Consider the following 18,392-nt stretch of genomic DNA (forward strand, 5'->3'; position numbering starts at 1 on the left):
GGGGGTGGCCTGTCCCACGCGCTGCGCGGGCGGGGCGGGGCGGACGGGACCGGGGCGCCCGGGCCGGGGTACGGCGGCGGGACGCGGACCAGGTACGGGGCGGGGGGTCTGCGCGGTGCGGCTCGCGGCCGGCGTGACGCGGGGACCCTGGGCACTCTCGTGAATCTGAGGCTCCTCGATGGCGGGGGTGAGAGGCATGAGTTGATGTCTATCAAACACCGGTACGAAACGTACCGGTGGGTGGCACGTGGGTGCGATCAGAAATCGAAGCCGAGTTGGCCTCCGTTTTCCAGCTCCACCGACTCCTCGCTGCGGCGCACCTTCTTCAAGTGCCGCCACTGGGGGAGCGCGTCGAGGTACGACCACGAGAGCCGGTGGTGCACGGTGGGACCGCGCTCCTCCAGCGCCGCGCGGTGCACGGGCGACGGGTAACCGGCGTTGGCGGCGAAGGCGAACTGCTCGATTCCGTCGCCGGGTTCGCCGAGTCCGGCCATCATCCGGTCGCGCTGGACCTTGGCGATCACCGAGGCCGCGGCGACGGCGATGCAGGACTGGTCACCCTTGATCACCGTACGGACCCGCCAGGGCGTGCCGAGGTAGTCGTGCTTGCCGTCGAGGATCACCGCGTCGGGCCGCACCGGAAGGGCGTCCAGCGCGCGTACCGCCGCGAGCCGCAGAGCGGCCGTCATCCCCAGCTCGTCGATCTCCTCCGGGGAGGCGTGTCCGAGGGCGTGCGCGGTGACCCAGGCCTGCAGGACGTCGAACAGCTCGTCGCGTCGTCTGGGGGTGAGCAGTTTCGAGTCGGTGAGCCCCTCGGGCGGCCGGCGCAGGCCGGTGATCGCCGCACACACGGTGACGGGACCGGCCCAGGCCCCTCGTCCGACCTCGTCGACCCCGGCGATGACCTTGGCGCCGGTGGTTGCACGGAGGGAGCGCTCGACGGTGTGGGTGGGTGCTTCGTACGGCATGGCGCCAGCAAGGTTACGCCGCCCCGGGCCGCCTGCACACCCCGGCCTGGGGCAAGCCCGCGCACCGTGTGACGGGCGGCCCGCGCGCGGACCCGTGCGCGGGTGCCGCGTCCGGGCCGCCGGCCGCTCAGGCGCGGAGCATCGGCACCATCAGCCCGTCGATCATCTCGGCGATCTCGCGGTCCGGCCATTCACTTCCGCACACCTTGGCGCGATACATCAGCATCGCCGGGATCACATCGGTGATCAGCGGACTCGTGGCATCCGGACGGACGTCGCCCCGCTGGATACCGCGGAGTAGCAGCTCACCGATCACCTCGCGGGCCGGCTCGTGCAGCCCCTTCCAGATCACCTCGCGGAAGAGGTCGCCATGAGCCGGGTCGCATTCGTGAAGCACCGCACGGAGGGCCATCCCGGCCGGAGAGCGCATGACGTCGCGCATCCGCACGCACAGCCGGTAGAGGTCCTCACGGATCGATCCCTGGTCCGGCGTCTCCCCCAGTGCGGGCAGTCCCCGGCGCAGCACGTCGGCGACCAGGTCCGCCTTCGAGGGCCACCGCCGGTAGAGAGCCGCCTTGCCGGTACGGGCCCCGGCGGCGACCCCTTCCATCGTGAGGGCGTTCCAGCCGACGCTGCCGAGCTGCTCCAGCGCCGCGTCCAGGATCGCCCGTTCGAGTTCGGGACCCCGCCTGCGCACCGGCGGCGCCCCCTCCGTCCAGCCCGAACCCGCCATGCCCGAAACCTCCGACCATCCGCGCGGCTTCGCACGGATTTCCAGCCATAGTGAACGCTTGCGTTCCCTCCGTGCGGACTCCTACCGTGGACCCGCCGTGAACGGAAGCGTTCACTATTTCACTTCGGGGGGATCCACAGTGAAAAGCGCTCAACTCGCCCCACCCCGGATACCCGGGGCCGCCCGCCGGCCCGGCCGACCGGGTGTAGCACTCGCGGTCATCGCCGCCTGCCAGCTCATGGTCGTCCTCGACGCGACGATCGTGAACATCGCGCTCCCGCACATCCAGACCGCGCTCTCCTTCTCCACCACCGACCTCTCCTGGGTGATCAGCGCCTACACCCTGGCCTTCGGCGGCCTGCTGCTGCTCGGCGGCCGGGCCGGCGACATCCTGGGAAGGCGCCGGGTCTTCATGGCCGGAATCCTGCTGTTCACCCTGGCCTCCCTGCTCGGCGGTTTCGCCCAGGAACCCTGGCAGCTGATGGCCGCCCGGGCCCTCCAGGGTGTCGGCGGCGCCATCGCCTCCCCGACCGCACTCGCCCTGATCACCACCACCTTCGCCGAAGGCCCGGCCCGTAACCGCGCGTTCGGCGTCTTCGCCGCCGTCTCCGCCGGCGGAGGCGCCGTCGGGCTGCTGGCCGGCGGCATGCTGACCGAATGGCTCGACTGGCGCTGGGTCCTCTTCGTCAACGTGCCGATCGGCGTGCTGATCACCGTCCTGGCGCCGCTCTACATCAACGAGTCCGAACGGCACCCGGGCCGCTTCGACGCCGCCGGAGCGCTCACCGCCACCGGCGGCATGACCTCACTCGTCTACGGGTTCATCCGCGCCTCGGAGGACGGCTGGCGCGACTCGCTGACCCTCGGATCCTTCGGTGCCGCCGTCGCCCTGCTCGGCCTGTTCGTGCTGATCGAGTCCCGTGCCGCCGAACCGATCATCCCGCTGCGGATGTTCGCCGACCGCAACCGTGCGGGCACCTACCTGATCATGCTGGGCCTGGCCGCCGCCGTGTTCGGCATGTTCTTCTTCATCGTCCAGTTCGTACAGAACGTGCTGGGCTTCTCGCCGATCCAGTCCGGTCTCGGCTTCCTGCCCGTGACCGCTGCGATCATCACGGCCGCCGGCCTCTCGCAGCGCCTGCTGCCCCGCCTCGGTCCCAAACCGTTCATGGTCACCGGTTCCGCGCTCACCGGGACGGGCCTCGCCTGGCTGACCTTCATCCGCACCGACAGCACGTACCTCTCCGGCGTGCTCGGCCCGATGCTGCTGTTCGGCTTCGGCATGGGCCTGAACTTCGTCACCCTCACCCTCACGGCCGTCTCCGGCGTGGCGCCCCGGGAGGCGGGGGCGGCCTCCGGACTGCTCAACGCCAGCCAGCAGGTCGGAGGTTCCCTGGGCCTGTCCATCCTGGTCACCGTCTTCGGCACGGCCGGCCGCGACGAGGCCGCCCGGCAGGTCCCCGCCTTCATGGCGCAGGCCGACCCGGCGCAGCTGGCGGCGTTCCGGCAGACCGGACGGCTGCCGGACCCTTGGGGCGACCTCGTCCTCACCCAGGGCATCTCCAGCGCCTTCACCGCCGCCGTCGCCATGTCCGGACTGGCCCTGGCCAGCGCCCTGCTGGTGATCCGGGTCCGCAAGAGCGACCTGGACGCCCTCAGCGGAGCCGCCGCCGAGGCGGGTCCGGCGGCCTGAGCGGGCAGGCCCGTACGCGAAGGCCGCTGCGCGCAGGCCCTGCTGCGGGGCACACCCCGCACCCGGGCCTGCGGCAAGAAGGCCCCCGCACCCGGCTCCTGGGTCCAAGCCCGACTAGGCCGCGGGCGTCTCCGGCAGCCAGGCCGGCAGGGCCTCGGTGCGGGCCAGCCAGGCCGGGGGCAGCGCGGCGTCCCCGCGGGCGCCCAGGATCCCGCCGACGATCGCGCAGGTCGTGTCCACGTCCCCGCCCACCTGGGCGGTGGTCCAGAAGGCCCGCTCGAAGTCGTCCAGCGCCCGCGCCGCCGACCACAGTGCGAACGGCACCGTGTCGTGGGCGCTCGTGCGCCGGCCGCAGCCCAGCACGGCCGCGACGGTGTTGGCGTCGCCGTAGTCCAGCATGTCCCGCGCCCGGCGCACGCCGGCGCCCACGGCACTGCGCGGCACCAGCGCGATCACCCCGTCCAGCAGTTCCTCGGCGGACGGCGGGCCCGCGGGGGCCCCCGCCAGCGCGGCCGCGGCGGCGACGGCCATCGCTCCGCACACCGCCTCGCGGTGCTGGTGGGTGGTGTAGGCGGAGATCTCGGCCTGGTGGGTGGCCTGCTCGGGGTCCTCCGCGTACCAGGCGCCCAGCGGTGCGATCCGCATCGCCGCGCCGTTGCCCCAGGATCCCTGCCCGTTGAAGAGCTCGGCGGCCAGGGTGCGCCAGTCCTCTCCCTCGCGGACCAGCCGCAGCATCCGGTTCACGGCGGGCCCGTAGCCGCGGTCGAAGTCGTGGTGCTCGGCGAACGAGGACGCCAGGGCGTCCTGGTCGATGCGCCCGTGCGCGGCGAGCACGGCCACCACCGAGCAGGCCATCTCGGTGTCGTCGGTCCACTGCCACGGTTCGCTGCCGGCCGGCAGCTCGCGCCGCTTGAGCAGCGGAAGGTTCACGGGGACGAAGTACTGGGAGCCCAGGGCGTCCCCCAGGGCCAGCCCGCGGAGGCTGGACAGGGCGCGTGCGTAGCGCCGTTCGGAAGCGGAATCAGCGGTCATCGCGCGCCACTTTAGCCGTCCAGGTCATAAGGCTCGGGTGTGGTCCACCGCTCAAACGGGCGGTCCATCCGGTACCGGCCGTCGGGTCCGAGCATCAGCACCCGGAATTCGCCGTTCCCTGGGTTGGAGAGGGCTTCGAACTCGGCCACCGACCAGTGGAACCAGCGCATGCAGAAGAGCCGCATCGTCAAACCGTGCGTCACCAACAGCACGTTCTCCGGGTGGTCGGGTGCCTCGAAGCTGCGGTAGAGGCTCTCCAGGAAGGAGCCGACCCGGTCGTAGACGTCGGCTCCGGACTCGCCCTGCGCGAAACGGTAGAAGAAGTGCCCGTACGCGTCCCGGTAGGCCTTCTGGAGCTTGACGTCGTCCCGGTCCTGCCAGTTGCCCCAGTCCTGCTCGCGCAGCCGGGGCTCCTCGCGCATCCGCACCCGCGCGGGGTCCAGGCGCAGCTCCCGGAAGGTCTGGAGGGTCCGGCGGTAGGGGGAGACGTACGCGCTGATGTGCTCCTCTCCGAAGAGCTCGCGCAGCCGGACCCCGGCCTCGGCGGCCTGCTCACGCCCGGCGCGGGTCAGGCGCAGGGCGTGGTCGGGCTCGCGCTCGTACACCGTGTCATCGATGTTCCCCTCCGATTCCCCGTGCCGGACGAGGACGATGCGCCGTGGTCGAACCATGCCCCGACCCTATGCGGCGCCCGGGGCGGGTGCGCCCCGGGCACGCCGGTCGCCGGGCGGATCCGTCGTACGGTCATACCGTCCAGCTGGGTTCGAGGTCCACGACGTCCCCGGTGAGCGCCTCGACGTCGGCCTCGGTCTGGGCGCGCAGCGAGAGCCGCTCCACCCGCTCCTGCCGGTACTTTCCGTGCTCGGCCGCCGCACGCCACATGGACAGCACCAGGAACTCCCGGCCCGGCGCCTCGCCGAAGAGTCCCCTGATCATCCCGGGCGACCCGGCCATGGCGGGGTTCCAGACCTTCTCCTGCATCAGCGCGAAGTGCTCCACACGGCCTTCCCGGACGCGGGTGTGCGCGACCCGGACCACGTCGGCGTCGCTGAAGCGCGGCTCGAAGCCGGTCTTCACGTCGAAGCGGTAGTCGAAGAGCGTGACCCTCGCGTCGGTGTAGGTGCCGGTCTGGGCGGCGGCCAGTCTGTCGTGCGAGCGGGCCATGAAGGAGTCGTAGAAGGAACGGCTCTCCCAGAACGCGAAGACATGCGCGACCCCCTGCCGGCCTCTGCTCCAGCCGCCGCCCTGCCCCCGGAATCCGGGTTCGCCGGGCAGCCCCGCCCACTTGCGCTGCCCGCGCTCGAACCCGCGTCGGTCCGTCACCGTGCAGCGAATCCACTTGACCAGCACCGCGCCATCGTACGGGCCCGGGCCCGGCCCCGGTCAGTCCTCGGAGCGGTGGATGCGTACCAGTTCGGCCGCATCCCGCTCGGGCAGCCGAAGGCCGAACTCCCGGTCGAGCAGGCCGGGCAGCCCCTCCGGGGCGACGGGCTCCCGCTCGGTCCTCCCGTCGGGGTACAGGCGCATCAGCTCCCGCCCCACGAGCGTCTTGCGCACCGCGTCGCCCGGGAGTTGCACGAGGGTCCGCCCGATGAAGGAGGAGCGGGGGTGCGTGGAGCTGTAGTGGTTCAGCACGACGTAGTCGACGGGGTGGTAGCGCTGGGGGGAGAAGGCGTACAGGTCCCGCCAGGCGTCCCCGCGGCGGATGCGGAGGACGAGGAGCCCGTCCTCCTCCTCGCCGACGGCGAAGGTCCACGGCCCCTGGCGCACCTCGGCCCCCGGCCGCCCCAGCGGAACGGGCTCGCGCGGGCCCTGGTAGCCGAACCCGGCGTCGCAGAGCCACGGTTCGCCCTCGACGGTGACCACGAGGGCCGCATGCGTCACCGCCAGCAGGCTCTCGCCCCGGGTGCGGTTGCGGGCGCCGCGCCCGGAGACCTCGAAGCCGATCCGCTCCAGGGCAGCGGCCAGCAGCGAGTTCTGCTCGTAGCAGTAGCCGCCGCGGCGGCCGCGCACGAGCTTGTCCTCGAGGGCCTTGACCTCCAGCGCGACGGGGCGGCCGAGCAGGACGTCCAGGCTTTCGAAGGGGATGGCGGCGGTGTGGGCGCGGTGCACCTCGTACAACGTCCTGAGGTCCGGCCGGAGTTCCCGGGCCCTGCCGCCCAGCCCGATCCGCGCCAGGTACGCGCCCAGATCCAGTTCGTCACCGCTCCACGTGCCCATCCGACTCCCCCGCCATGGTGTTCCCATGGCCCGCGTGCTCCCGCGGGCCCCGCTCAATGATCACCACGCCCCGCGCCGCGCACCACCCCGTTCACCCGCCGCGCCGCACAAGCCGAAGAGGGCACCGACCCGGAGGTCGGCACCCTCTTCACATGGCGCTAGGCGTCAGCCGTCAGCTGCAGCCGCTGGTGGAGCCGCAGCCCTCGCAGATGTAGCAGGAGCCGGCGCGCTGCATCTTCGTACCGCAGGAGAAGCAGAGCGGGGCGTCGGCGGAGACGCCCATCTGCATCTCGACCAGCTCGGCGTTGCTGTGCGCCGTCTTCGGGGCCGGGACCGGGACGACCGTCACCGGCTTGGCCACGGCGGCGACGGGCGCCGACTGGGCGAGGGACTCGGTGTCCAGCTCCTCCTCGAGCGGCTCGTAGGAACCGGTGTCGAGGTGGCGCTGGCGCTCCTCGGCGGAGTGGATGCCGAGGGCCGAGCGGGTCTCGAAGGGCAGGAAGTCCAGCGCCACGCGACGGAAGATGTAGTCGACGATCGACTGCGCCATCCGCACGTCCGGGTCGTCCGTCATACCGGCCGGCTCGAAGCGCATGTTCGTGAACTTCGCGACGTACGTCTCCAGCGGGACGCCGTACTGCAGACCGACCGAGACGGCGATCGAGAAGGCGTCCATCATGCCCGCGAGGGTCGAGCCCTGCTTGGACATCTTCAGGAAGACCTCACCCAGGCCGTCGTCCGGGTAGGAGTTGGCCGTCATGTAGCCCTCGGCGCCACCGACCGTGAAGGAGGTGGTGATGCCCGGGCGGCCCTTGGGGAGGCGCTTGCGGACCGGACGGTACTCGATGACCTTCTCGACCGCGGTGCGGATGGTCTCCTCGGCCTTCTCGGTGATCTCGGCCTTCTCCTCCTCCTTCTTCTTGGCGGAGAGGGGCTGGCCGACCTTGCAGTTGTCGCGGTAGATCGCGAGCGCCTTGACGCCCAGCTTCCACGCCTCGAAGTAGATCTCCTCGATCTCCTCGACGGTCGCCGTCTCCGGCATGTTGACCGTCTTGGAGATCGCACCGGAGATCCAGGGCTGGATCGCGGCCATCATGCGGACGTGGCCCATCGGGGAGATGGAGCGCTCGCCCATCGCGCAGTCGAAGACCTCGTAGTGCTCGGTCTTCAGACCGGGGGCGTCGACCACGTTGCCGTGCTCGGCGATGTGGGCGACGATCGCCTCGATCTGCTCCTCCTGGTAGCCCAGGCGGCGCAGGGCCTGCGGGACGGTGCCGTTGACGATCTGCATCGAGCCGCCGCCGACGAGCTTCTTGAACTTGACCAGGGCCAGGTCCGGCTCGACACCGGTGGTGTCGCAGGACATCGCGAGACCGATGGTGCCGGTCGGCGCGAGGACGGAGGCCTGGGCGTTGCGGAAGCCGTTCTTCTCACCGAGGCGCAGGACGTCCTGCCAGGCCTCGGTGGCCGCGGCCCAGATCGCGTTGTCCAGGTCGTCGGTGCGCGGCGCGACGGCGTTGGCGTCGGCGTGCTGCTTCATGACGCGCTTGTGCGAGTCGGCGTTGCGGGCGTAGCCGTCGTACGGGCCGACGATGGCGGCCAGCTCGGCGGAGCGCTTGTACGCGGTGCCGGTCATCAGCGAGGTGATCGACGCGGCGAGGGTGCGACCGCCGTCCGAGTCGTACGCGTGGCCGGTGGCCATCAGCAGGGCGCCGAGGTTGGCGTAGCCGATGCCCAGCTGGCGGAAGGCTCGGGTGTTCTCGCCGATCTTCTGCGTCGGGAAGTCCGCGAAGCAGATGGAGATGTCCATCGCGGTGATGACGAGCTCGACGACCTTGGCGAAGCGCTCGGCGTCGAAGGACTGGGCGCCCTTGCCGTCGTCGTGCAGGAACTTCATCAGGTTCAGCGAGGCGAGGTTGCAGGACGTGTTGTCCAGGTGCATGTACTCGCTGCACGGGTTGGACGCGGTGATGCGGCCGGACTCGGGGCAGGTGTGCCAGTGGTTGATCACACCGTCGTACTGGATGCCCGGGTCGGCGCAGGCCCACGCGGCCTCGGCGAGCTTGCGGAAGAGCGCCTTGGCGTCGACCTTCTCGATGACCTCGCCGGTCATGCGGGCACGCAGGCCGAACTCGGTGCCGTTCTCGACTGCCGTCATGAACTCGTCGTTCACGCGGACGGAGTTGTTGGCGTTCTGGTACTGGACGGACGTGATGTCGTCGCCGCCCAGGTCCATGTCGAAGCCCGCGTCGCGCAGGGCGCGGATCTTCTCCTCCTCCTTCACCTTGGTGGCGATGAAGTCCTCGACGTCCGGGTGGTCCACGTCCAGGACGACCATCTTGGCCGCGCGGCGGGTGGCGCCGCCCGACTTGATCGTTCCGGCGGACGCGTCGGCGCCGCGCATGAAGGAGACGGGGCCGGAGGCGTTGCCGCCGGAGGAGAGGAGCTCCTTGGAGGAGCGGATGCGGGAGAGGTTCAGGCCGGCGCCGGAGCCGCCCTTGAAGATCATGCCCTCTTCCTTGTACCAGTCGAGGATCGACTCCATGGAGTCGTCGACGGAGAGGATGAAGCAGGCGGAGACCTGCTGCGGCTGGGGCGTGCCGACGTTGAACCACACCGGGGAGTTGAAGCTGAAGATCTGGTGCAGGAGGGCGTAGGTCAGCTCGTGCTCGAAGATCTCCGCGTCGGCGGGGGACGCGAAGTAGTCGTAGTCCTCGCCGGCCTTCGTGTACGTCTTGACGATGCGGTCGATCAGCTGCTTCAGGCCGGTCTCGCGCTGCGGCGTGCCGACGGCGCCGCGGAAGTACTTGCTGGTGACGATGTTGACCGCGTTCACCGACCAGAAGTCGGGGAACTCGACGCCGCGCTGCTCGAAGTTGACCGAGCCGTCGCGCCAGTTCGTCATGACGACGTCACGGAGCTCCCAGTTCACCTCGTCGTACGGGTGCACGCCGGGGGTGGTGTGGATGCGCTCGATCCGCAGGCCGCCCTTGGCGGCCTTGGTCCCCTTGGCGCGGGAACCACGTGCCGAGCTGCTCGCCGTCTCTGTCATGCCGCCTGCCTCCCATATGCGGGCAAAAACGCCCTAAAGTGCCAGCGATATTCCGCGGCACAATGCTGTGTCTTGTATCTACGAATCTCGCCCTGCCGGCCGGCGGGGCCGCACTGCGCTGCGGCCCCGTGCGGTCAGTCGGCGGCGGAGGCGGGCACGGGGACGACCGGGGGGGTCCCTCCGTGCTCGCACTCATGGGGGTGAGGCCGCGGCTCGCGAAGTTCCGCGATGGCGGTCTCGAAGTCTTCAAGGGTGTCGAAAGCTTTGTACACGGACGCGAACCGCAGGTACGCGACCAGGTCGAGCTCCTGCAACGGGCCGAGTATGGCCAGACCCACGTCGTGGGTGGTCAGCTCGGCGCTCCCGGTGGCGCGCACCGCCTCCTCGACCCGCTGGCCGAGCTTGGCGAGGGCGTCCTCGGTGACCGGCCGCCCCTGGCACGCCTTGCGGACGCCAGAGATGACCTTGGTGCGGCTGAAGGGTTCGGTGACCCCGCTTCGCTTGATCACCATCAGCGAGGCCGTCTCCACCGTCGTGAAGCGACGGGAGCAGTCGGGGCACTGACGGCGTCGGCGGATCGACGTTCCGTCGTCGGTGGTGCGGCTGTCGACGACGCGGCTGTCGGGGTGCCTGCAGAAGGGGCAGTGCATGGTTCCCTCACCCTCCTCTTGGCACGACTGAATGACCCCACGGAGCCCTTCGGCGACAGAGAGCGAGTCTCTGCCGGGGGCTCGTGAAGCAGCCACAAGCATATGCGATCCCGGAGGTCTGAGCCGACCGTGGACCACAACTTGTGGGTTGCGACGCTCATCCAACCACTAGATCTTGCGTTGGGGAGGATTTGAGCCCCTACGCGTGTCGCGCGGCCCGATGGCCGGTTTCCGCGGGTTCCGGTGCCACACTGGGCACGGCCCCGGGCGGCGGCGACCCAACCCGGAAGGGTACCGTAAGCAGCAGACGCGGTTCCGAATCCACGTTCGGACGACGGGCCGGCCCACACGCCTCCGCCCCGCCGTCCGGGCCGGCCATCCGCACCGGCCGGCCATACACCCACCGCTATAACCCGGGTGGGCGATCCGCGATTTTTCACTCGAACGTGTGTTTGGCGCAACCTTTCGAAAGCAACTACCGTTGTCCAGCTAGGGAGAACATTTCGAGAGGGGCCGACGTGACCACCACCGCAGACAGTGCCACCATCACTGCCCAGAACCGCTCCCAGAGCCGACTCGAGCCGGTGCATGCCATGAGTGACGCAAGTCAGAATCCGGAGGCGGAGGCCACCGTGCGCCCCGCACGCTCGCTGCCAGGGCGGCCTCCAGGCATCCGCGCCGACAGCTCCGGGCTCACGGACCGGCAGCGGAGGGTCATCGAGGTCATCCGGGACTCCGTGCAGCGCCGCGGCTACCCGCCGTCGATGCGCGAGATCGGCCAGGCCGTCGGCCTCTCCAGCACCTCCTCCGTCGCCCACCAGCTGATGGCCCTGGAGCGCAAGGGCTTCCTGCGCCGCGACCCGCACCGCCCCCGCGCCTACGAGGTGCGCGGCTCCGACCAGCCCAGCTCGCAGCCCACCGACACCACCGGCAAGCCCGCCGCCTCCTACGTTCCCCTGGTCGGCCGGATCGCGGCCGGCGGCCCGATCCTCGCCGAGGAGTCGGTCGAGGACGTGTTCCCGCTCCCGCGCCAGCTCGTGGGCGACGGCGAGCTGTTCGTGCTCAAGGTCGTCGGCGACTCGATGATCGAGGCCGCCATCTGCGACGGCGACTGGGTCACCGTCCGTCGCCAGCCCGTCGCGGAGAACGGCGACATCGTCGCCGCGATGCTGGACGGCGAGGCCACGGTCAAGCGCTTCAAGCGGGAGGACGGGCACGTGTGGCTGCTCCCTCACAATGCCGCCTACCAGCCCATCCCCGGCGACGAGGCGACCATCCTCGGCAAGGTGGTCGCGGTACTGCGCCGGGTCTGACCCCTCGCCCACAGCCAGCTCCGGGACCCTCTGCGCCGGTCCCGGAGCTGTTCCATGTCCGCTGTAGGCCGGGCCTCCGGCCTGCGGACCTACTTGCCGTCGGCCTGGGCGCTCGCGTCGATCGCGGCCAGCGAGCGGCGGACCTGGTTGCGGTCCGTGGTGTACCAGAAGTCGGGCAGCGAGGCCCGCAGGAAGCTCCCGTACCGGGCCGTGGCCAGGCGCGGGTCGAGGACGGCGACGACGCCCCGGTCGCCCGAGGCCCGTACGAGCCGGCCCGCGCCCTGCGCCATCAGCAGGGCCGGCCATCAGCAGGGCCGCATGCGTGGCGGCGACCGCCATGAAACCGTTGCCGCCGTTCTCCTCGACCGCCTTCTGCCGCGCGCTCATCAGCGGGTCGTCGGGGCGAGGGAACGGGATCCGGTCCATGATCACCAGCTGGCAGCTGGGACCGGGCACGTCCACGCCCTGCCACAGGGAGAGCGTCCCGAACAGGCAGGTGCGCGGGTCGGCGGCGAAGTTCTTGATCAGCTCGCCCAGCGTCTCCTCGCCCTGGAGCAGGATCGGATTGTCGAGCCGGCCGCGCAGCTCCTCGGCGGCCGCCTTGGCCCCGCGCATGGAGGAGAAGAGGCCGAGGGTGCGGCCGCCGGCCGCCTCGATCAGCTCCGCCAGCTCGTCCATCATGTCGCCGCGGGTGCCCTCCCGGCCCGGGGTGGCCAGGTGCTTGGCGACGTAGAGGATGCCCTGCTTCGGGTAGTCGAACGGGGACCCGACGTCCAGCCCCCGCCAGAGCGGTACGTCCTCCCCCTCGACGCCCTCCGGGGAGAGGCCGAGGGAGGCCGCGACCCCGTTGAAGTCCCCGCCGAGCTTGAGGGTGGCGGAGGTGAGGACCACCGAGCGGTCCTCGAAGAGCTTCTCTCGCAGCAGCCCCGACACCGACAGCGGCGCGACCCGGAGGGTGGCACCGAACCGGTCGTGGCGCTCGTACCAGACGACGTCGTACTCCGAGCCGATCATGATCCGCTCCGCCACCGCGTGGACGTTCTCGACCGCGGCCAGGGCCTGCTTGCGGACGGCGTCCTCGTCGTGGACGGACTTGTCGCGGGTGGCACCGATCGCGGAGATCACGTTGCGCGCGGAATCGCGCAGGGCGGCCAGCGCGTATCCGAGGTCGTCGGGAATCTGCTCCAGGCGGCCGGGAAGCGCCAGCTCCATCACCCGTTCGAAGGTCTCCGAGGCGGTCTGCAGGGAGTCCGCGGTCTTCTCGTCGACCAGCTTGGCGGCACGCTTCACGGCCCGGTTGACCTGCCCCGGGGTGAGCTCGCCGGTGGCCACGCCGGTGACGCGGGAAACCAGCTCGTGGGCCTCGTCCACGATCAGCACCTCGTGCTGCGGCAGGACGGGCGCGCCCTCGATGGCGTCGATGGCGAGCAGTGCGTGGTTGGTGACCACCACATCGGCGAGCTTGGCCCGCTCACGGGCCGCCTCCGCGAAGCACTCGGCGCCGTACGCGCACTTCGTCGCCCCCAGGCACTCCCGGGAGGAGACCGAGACCTGGCTCCAGGCCTTGTCGGAGACTCCGGGGGTGAGGTCGTCGCGGTCGCCGGTCTCGGTCTCGTCCGCCCAGTCGCGCAGGCGCAGCAGGTCCTTGCCGAGCTTGCTGGTGGGGGCGGCCGCCTCGAACTGGTCGAAGAGGCCCTCCTCCTCGTCCTGCGGGGCGCCCTCGTGCAGCCGGTGGAGGCACAGATAGTTCGACCGGCCCTTGAGCATGGCGAACTGCGGCCGTCGGCGCAGCTGCGGATGCAGCGCCTCGACCGTGCGCGGCAGGTCCCGCTCGACCAGCTGGCGCTGGAGCGCCAGCGTCGCCGTGGCCACGACGACGCGCTCGCCGTGCGCGAGGGCCGGCACCAGGTAGCCGAGGGACTTGCCGGTGCCGGTGCCGGCCTGGATGAGCCGGTGCGAGTTGTCGTCGATCGCTTCGGCGACGGCTTCGGCCATGGCGACCTGGCCGGGGCGCTCCGTGCCGCCGACGGCGGAGACGGCGGCGTGCAGCAGGTCGGAGAGGGAGGGCTTCGTCATAGCAGGACCAACCCTACGGGGCGCCGCTGACAGTGACGTACCGATCCGGCCTCACGGATGGTGCAGGGGGTTGGGCACGGTGCCGTGGGTGACCGCGTGGGGGCGGTCGGGGCGGTCCCGGTATCCGTCCTCGTGGAGCCGGTTGCGGTTGAGGCAGAGCCGGTCGATCCGCTCGGTCAGCAGGTCGAAGAGTTCGTAGCGGTCCTTGAGCTCGGGGAAACGCGCCTGGTGGCGGAGGATCTCCGCCCGTACGAGGGACCAGAACTCGTCCTCGGGGACGCCGAGCCGGTCCTCGCACAGGGCGGAGAGGTAGCGGAAGACGCCGATGAACAGGCCGGAGTGGATGAACTGGGTGAGGAAGGCGGGCGGCTCGGTGAGCAGTGCCGCCCGGACGTCGGCGGGCATGGAGGCGTGCTCGGGCAGGGAGGTGCGGCTGATGTTGACGTCGTCCACGAAGTCCTTGATCGCGAGGCGGACCGGCACGTCGTGCTCGTCGAAGATCACGACCGCGTTCTCTCCGTGCGGGGAGAAGACGGTGCCGTAGCGGTAGAGGAAGTGGAGCAGCGGGGGCAGCAGGGCCGTGAACAGGTGCTGGAGCCAGACCGCGGGCGTCAGACCGGAGCGGGCGACGAGCTCGGCGGTGAAGGAACGTCCACGCGGGTCGGTGTGGAGGAGTGAGGCGAGGGTACGGGCGCGCTCGCCGGGGGCGAGGTGGCGGCCGAGGGGTTCGCGCCAGATCGCACCGAGGAGTTCCTTGTACTGGTACGGGACCTCGGGGAGCCGGTCGTACACGGGGTGGCGGACGGTGACGGAGGCGACCTCGCCGAGCAGGACCACCCCGCATTCGTCGCGGAGGAAGGGGTCCGCGTCGCGCAGGGAGTGGATCCAGGCGGTCACCGCGGGGGCCGCCAGGGTGAGGTCGCTGGGCAGGCCCCGCCAGACCATGGTGTTGAAGACGGACAGCGGGAGTTTGACGCTGTGGCGGTCGGGGCGGGTGAGGTTGAGGAAGGTGCGGACGGACTGCTGCGGAAGCCGTTCGTCGGGGTCGGCGGGGAGCGGTACCAGCGCGCCGGAGGCGAGGGCCGGCGCGAAGAGGGGGAGGACGACCTCGTCCCACTGCCAGGGGTGGACGGGCAGGTAGAGGTAGCGGAGGGGGTCCAGGCCCCGGTCGCGGAGGGTCTGGTCGTAGGCGGCGCGGGTGACGGGGTCGAGTTCGGCCGCGTAGAGGCGCGCGGGGTCCTCCAGGCCGGCGCCGCCGCGGTACTCGGCGAGGGAGGTGTGGGCGGCGAGCCAGGGCAGGCGTTGCGGGGTGCGGGCTTCGGGGGCCCAGGCGGCGGCGTCCGCTGCGGACCATCCGACGCGGCCCTTGTTGGGGACGAGCCAGGGGTGGCCCGTCTGGTGCCCTTCGAGGGCGGCGTAGTCCAGGTCGGCGAGGACGTCGGCGGTGAGGGCGTGGTGGTCGAGGCGGGCGTCGGCGGCGAGGGTGGCGCTGAGCTCGCGGATGAGGTGGCCGAGGGTGGGGCCGTCGAGGCCGAGGAGGGTGCGGGCGCGGACGAGGAAGCCGTAGGGGTCCGCGAAGGCTTCCGGCGGTTCGGCGGAGGGGGGTGGCGGGGTGAGGGTGATGGAGTCCGGCGCGACCTGCCAGCTGCCGTAGGCGCGGCGGCGGGCGCGGAACCCGAGGCTGCTGCCGTCGTCGAGTGTCAGGGTCCAGGCGTCGCCCGCGGCGGCCGGGGCCGGGGCGGGGGTGACGATCTCCTCGTACGCGAACTCGGAAAGCATCTTGGCGAGCAGCCTGCGGGCCGCGCCGTCCCAGGTCGGGCGGTTGAGTTCGGGAGGCGTGCACGGGTGCTGGGGCGACGGGGGGAGGGCGGGTTCCGCGGAGTCTGGGGCTGCGGGGAAATTCGGCACGGGACTCCTCGAGGATCGGGAACTCCGCGGTGGCCCGCGGAGTTTTCGAAGTGAGAGGCGTGGAGGGACGGTTGCGCAGCGACCCCTCCCGGATCATCAGGGCGGCGCGCTTCCCGGGGAGTTCGATTTCCGTGGCGTAGCGGAAACCGGCGGCGAGGAAGGCTGATACGGAGGGGGTGTTGCGGATGTCCGGTTCGGCGATGACCCGTGTGCAGCGGGGACGGTTGTCGAAGACGAGCTCGGTGACGGCGCGCAGCAGCGTGGTCCCCAGGCCCCGGCCGCGGTTCGTGCCGTCTCCGATCAGCAGGTGGATACCCGTGTCGTGGGGGCGCGCCGGGTAGTGGCGGGAGACCGGGTCGAGGTCGGCCCGGTAGATCTCCCAGTAGCTCATCGGGGTGCCGTCGAGTACGCCGAGGCAGGGGATGCTGCGGCCGTCGCCGTCGAGTTGGGTCCGCAGGTGGGCGGCGGTGACGGCGGAGGCGCCGGCCAGCTCCCAGTAGGCGGCGACGTCGGGGTCGTTCATCCAGCGGGTGAGGAGCTGCAGGTCCCGGCCCGGCCGTACCGGTTCGAGGCGGAAGGCTCCGGCCGGCGTGGGGAGGGCGCCCCAGCCTGCGGGTGAGTCGAGGAGGTCCGCCTCGGCGAGCAGGGGCAGCAGTCCGACGGCGAAGCGGTGTTCGGCGGTCTGGTGGTGGGCGGTCTCGTAGTGGGCGGTCTCGTAGTGGGCGGTCTCGTGGCGGGCGGGACCGGTCGCGGTGCTGGTGGTCGTTTCGGCGGGGGGCATCGGGCTCTTCTCCGTGTCGGTGGGAGCGCGTCAGTCGTGGAGGGGGTTGGTGATGGTGACGTAGACGGACTGCGTCTCGACGGGGCCGACGAGCTCGTCGAGGCCGCCCAGGCGGGTCAGCAGGTTCGCCTTGCAGCGGAGGGTGGGTGAGTCCAGCAGCTGCGCGGGGAGCGGGCCGAGGTCTGCGGCCTTGCCGAGGAACCGGCGGAAGGCGGCGAGGAGTACGCGCTCGTCGGCGAGCCGCTGGGATCCGAAGGCCCCGATGAGGCCCAGCACGTTGTTGATGCCGAGGTAGTAGGCGAAGCGTTCGTCGGTGACGGCGTCGGGGACGAAGGTGTCGCTGGCGCGGCCGATGCCGGGGAGCCGGTGTTCCAGTTCGGTGCGCCGGGAGTCGCTGAAGTAGTACCACCGGGAGTCGCGGAAGTAGTACCCCTGGTTGTCGCGGAAGCGGCCGCCGACGGGCCAGCCGGCGCGGTCGAGGAGGACCAGGGTGTTCTGCTGGTGGGCTTCGAGGGCGATACCGGCGAGCGCGTCGAAGGCCAGGACGGGCAGGACGACGTGGTCGAGGTAGCGCAGGAACCACTCGGTGGCGACGGCGGAGGCGGGGCGGCCGGTGCTGGTGGCGAGCCGGGAGACGGTGTCGGCGAGCCGGGAGCGCATCGTGTTGCGTCCGGGCCACGGGCGGGGGGCTGTGAGTGCGGCGACGCAGACGGCGTCGTCGTCGGAGCGGAAGGGGTTGTGGCGCAGCAGGGCGTCGAGTCCGGGTACGGGGTTGCCGGCCGGGGTGTCGACGGCGACCCAGGCGGGGTCGCGGACGATGTCGAAACCGGGATGCGCGCTCTGCCACTGCTCGGCGAGGCCGGTGCGGAGCAGCCGGTGCACCTCGACGCCTCGGTGGAGTTCCTTGCGGAGGTTCTCGCGGCGGGAGTTGGTGATGCGCAGGCCCAGGGAGAGCTTGAGCATCGCCGGGGTGCCGGGCCGGTGGACGGTGCGGACGGAGGAGGTGGGGTACCAGGGGGCTCCGTGGGCGCCCAGGTCGGTCAGGAGTCCGGCGTCGCGGAGGGCTGCGACGGCGGGGCGCTGGAGGAGGTCGCGGGCCTGCCAGGGGTGCAGGGGAAGGGGGGTGGTGCCGGCGGGCAGCGGGAGCCCGGCGGCGAGTCGGGCGAGGAGCTGGGCGGCGGAGACGGGGCGGCCGCGTTCGGTCCAGGCGGAGTCCGTGGCGAGGGCGGTCGGTGCGACGGCGAACCAGTGCAGGGGGAAGGAGCCGTGGAGTTCGGGTGAGTAGCGGTCGGCTTCGGCTTCGGAGAGCCCTTCGCGGCTCTTGGGGTCCGGTTGGAGGGGGTGGCCGAGGAGGAGGGACTGTTCGGCGGTGAGGAAGAGGTCCCCGGCGATGGGGGCGGGCGCGGTGGGGCGGCGGCGCCGGTCGGCGATGAACTCGGCGGTGCGGCGTACCGAGTCGGCGACCCGGCCGACGAGGTCGGCACCGCGGCCGTTGCCTTCGCGGGCGAGGAGGGCGGCGAGGGTGACGGCGTCCACTGCGGGGGCTTCGGCGGGGGCCCCTTCGAGACGGGCGGGGGCGAAGCGGTGCCAGCCGGCCTCGGACCAGTGCCGGACGGGAACGAGCAGGGTGGCGGCGGATGCGGGAAGGGGGATGCGGAGCAGGGTGCCGGGGGGCCCGTCGGGGCGGCCGATGCCGCTCTCGCGGACCCAGCACCGCAGCAGGTTCTCCACAGTGGCGGCCTCGGCGGCGGTGGCCGGGTCGGGGTGGTCCAGCAGGTCGGGCAGCGCGGCCGGCTCGGGCCCGACGGGTCCGGTCCCGCCCACCCGGGGCCGGGGGGTGCCGGCCTTCTGGCGGGGCACGGTCCCGCCCGCCGCCCCTGCCCGGGGCAGCCCGCCCGCTCCGGCCCCGTGTCGTGGCAGGCCGGGAGCCTCGGGTGACAGTCCGGCTTCGGCTCCGGTCCAGGGC

At 71.6% G+C, this 18,392-nt stretch carries 12 protein-coding genes and 3 pseudogenes; 2 read left to right on the forward strand and 13 right to left on the reverse strand.

Translation table 11 applies throughout. The annotated features are described in order from the left end of the window. From VR44_RS47020 to VR44_RS10795, 3 genes and pseudogenes are all read right to left on the reverse strand, one after another. Positions 1–198: pseudogene (locus VR44_RS47020) on the reverse strand (hypothetical protein); the annotation flags it as partial. Positions 199–257: 59 nt separating this feature from the next. Then, a complete protein-coding gene (locus tag VR44_RS10790) occupies positions 258–968 on the reverse strand; it encodes a ribonuclease HII (protein WP_045947210.1) in 711 nt (236 codons plus the stop codon). A gap of 127 nt (positions 969–1,095) precedes the next feature. Continuing rightward, on the reverse strand, positions 1,096–1,701 hold the full coding sequence (locus VR44_RS10795; protein WP_045947211.1) for a TetR/AcrR family transcriptional regulator: 606 nt from the start codon (positions 1,699–1,701) through the stop codon (positions 1,096–1,098). Between the two features lie 139 nt (positions 1,702–1,840). Here VR44_RS10795 and VR44_RS10800 point away from each other — a divergent pair, with 139 nt between their 5' ends. Beyond that, positions 1,841–3,394, forward strand: a complete 1,554-nt coding sequence (locus VR44_RS10800; RefSeq protein ID WP_045947212.1) for an MFS transporter — start codon at positions 1,841–1,843, stop codon at positions 3,392–3,394. Positions 3,395–3,508: 114 nt separating this feature from the next. On the opposite strand, the gene VR44_RS10805 is transcribed toward VR44_RS10800, so the two are convergent. The 6 genes from VR44_RS10805 to nrdR all read right to left on the reverse strand — a co-directional run bounded on the left by VR44_RS10805 (position 3,509) and on the right by nrdR (position 10,348). Continuing rightward, complete coding sequence (locus tag VR44_RS10805) at positions 3,509–4,426, reverse strand: ADP-ribosylglycohydrolase family protein (RefSeq protein ID WP_045947213.1); 918 nt, start codon at positions 4,424–4,426, stop codon at positions 3,509–3,511. An 11-nt stretch (positions 4,427–4,437) separates the two neighbouring features. Next, complete coding sequence (locus VR44_RS10810) at positions 4,438–5,097, reverse strand: histidine phosphatase family protein (RefSeq protein WP_045947214.1); 660 nt, start codon at positions 5,095–5,097, stop codon at positions 4,438–4,440. 73 nt (positions 5,098–5,170) lie between these two features. After that, a complete protein-coding gene (locus VR44_RS10815; RefSeq protein WP_045947215.1) occupies positions 5,171–5,776 on the reverse strand; it encodes a YdbC family protein in 606 nt (201 codons plus the stop codon). Between the two features lie 33 nt (positions 5,777–5,809). Further along, positions 5,810–6,646: an arylamine N-acetyltransferase family protein gene (locus tag VR44_RS10820; RefSeq protein ID WP_052713544.1), complete on the reverse strand. Its 837-nt coding sequence runs from the start codon at positions 6,644–6,646 to the stop codon at positions 5,810–5,812. A gap of 172 nt (positions 6,647–6,818) precedes the next feature. Then, positions 6,819–9,698 carry a vitamin B12-dependent ribonucleotide reductase gene (locus VR44_RS10825; RefSeq protein WP_045947217.1) on the reverse strand — a complete coding sequence of 960 codons (2,880 nt, stop codon included), beginning with the start codon at positions 9,696–9,698 and terminating at the stop codon, positions 6,819–6,821. Positions 9,699–9,832: 134 nt separating this feature from the next. Then, positions 9,833–10,348, reverse strand: coding sequence for a transcriptional regulator NrdR (gene nrdR, locus VR44_RS10830; protein WP_045947218.1), 516 nt, complete (start codon positions 10,346–10,348; stop codon positions 9,833–9,835). A 518-nt stretch (positions 10,349–10,866) separates the two neighbouring features. On the opposite strand from nrdR, the gene lexA reads away from it, so the two are divergent. After that, positions 10,867–11,661 (forward strand): transcriptional repressor LexA, encoded by a 795-nt coding sequence (lexA, locus tag VR44_RS10835; RefSeq protein WP_045947219.1) that lies wholly within the window; start codon positions 10,867–10,869, stop codon positions 11,659–11,661. Between the two features lie 89 nt (positions 11,662–11,750). Here lexA and VR44_RS10840 read toward each other — a convergent pair. From VR44_RS10840 to VR44_RS10850, 4 genes and pseudogenes are all read right to left on the reverse strand, one after another. Further along, a pseudogene (locus VR44_RS10840) lies at positions 11,751–13,737 on the reverse strand (ATP-dependent DNA helicase). 51 nt (positions 13,738–13,788) lie between these two features. Continuing rightward, positions 13,789–15,645, reverse strand: coding sequence for an IucA/IucC family protein (locus tag VR44_RS10845; protein ID WP_045947220.1), 1,857 nt, complete (start codon positions 15,643–15,645; stop codon positions 13,789–13,791). Positions 15,646–15,715: 70 nt separating this feature from the next. Beyond that, positions 15,716–16,426, reverse strand: a pseudogene (locus VR44_RS42455) (GNAT family N-acetyltransferase); the annotation flags it as partial. Positions 16,427–16,456: 30 nt separating this feature from the next. Then, complete coding sequence (locus VR44_RS10850; protein WP_094191549.1) at positions 16,457–18,367, reverse strand: IucA/IucC family protein; 1,911 nt, start codon at positions 18,365–18,367, stop codon at positions 16,457–16,459. Between the last annotated feature and the right edge of the window lie 25 nt (positions 18,368–18,392).

This window comes from Streptomyces katrae (assembly GCF_000966975.1).
Taxonomy (GTDB): domain Bacteria; phylum Actinomycetota; class Actinomycetes; order Streptomycetales; family Streptomycetaceae; genus Streptomyces; species Streptomyces katrae.

Coding starts and splice junctions, on each gene's coding strand:
- VR44_RS10825 (WP_045947217.1), bottom strand. CDS start 9,698: ATGACAGAGACGGCGAGCAGCTCGGCACGTGGTTCCCGCGCCAAGGGG.
- VR44_RS10805 (WP_045947213.1), bottom strand. CDS start 4,426: ATGACCGCTGATTCCGCTTCCGAACGGCGCTACGCACGCGCCCTGTCC.
- VR44_RS10820 (WP_052713544.1), bottom strand. CDS start 6,646: ATGGGCACGTGGAGCGGTGACGAACTGGATCTGGGCGCGTACCTGGCG.
- VR44_RS10810 (WP_045947214.1), bottom strand. CDS start 5,097: ATGGTTCGACCACGGCGCATCGTCCTCGTCCGGCACGGGGAATCGGAG.
- VR44_RS10795 (WP_045947211.1), bottom strand. CDS start 1,701: ATGGCGGGTTCGGGCTGGACGGAGGGGGCGCCGCCGGTGCGCAGGCGG.
- nrdR (WP_045947218.1), bottom strand. CDS start 10,348: ATGCACTGCCCCTTCTGCAGGCACCCCGACAGCCGCGTCGTCGACAGC.
- VR44_RS10790 (WP_045947210.1), bottom strand. CDS start 968: ATGCCGTACGAAGCACCCACCCACACCGTCGAGCGCTCCCTCCGTGCA.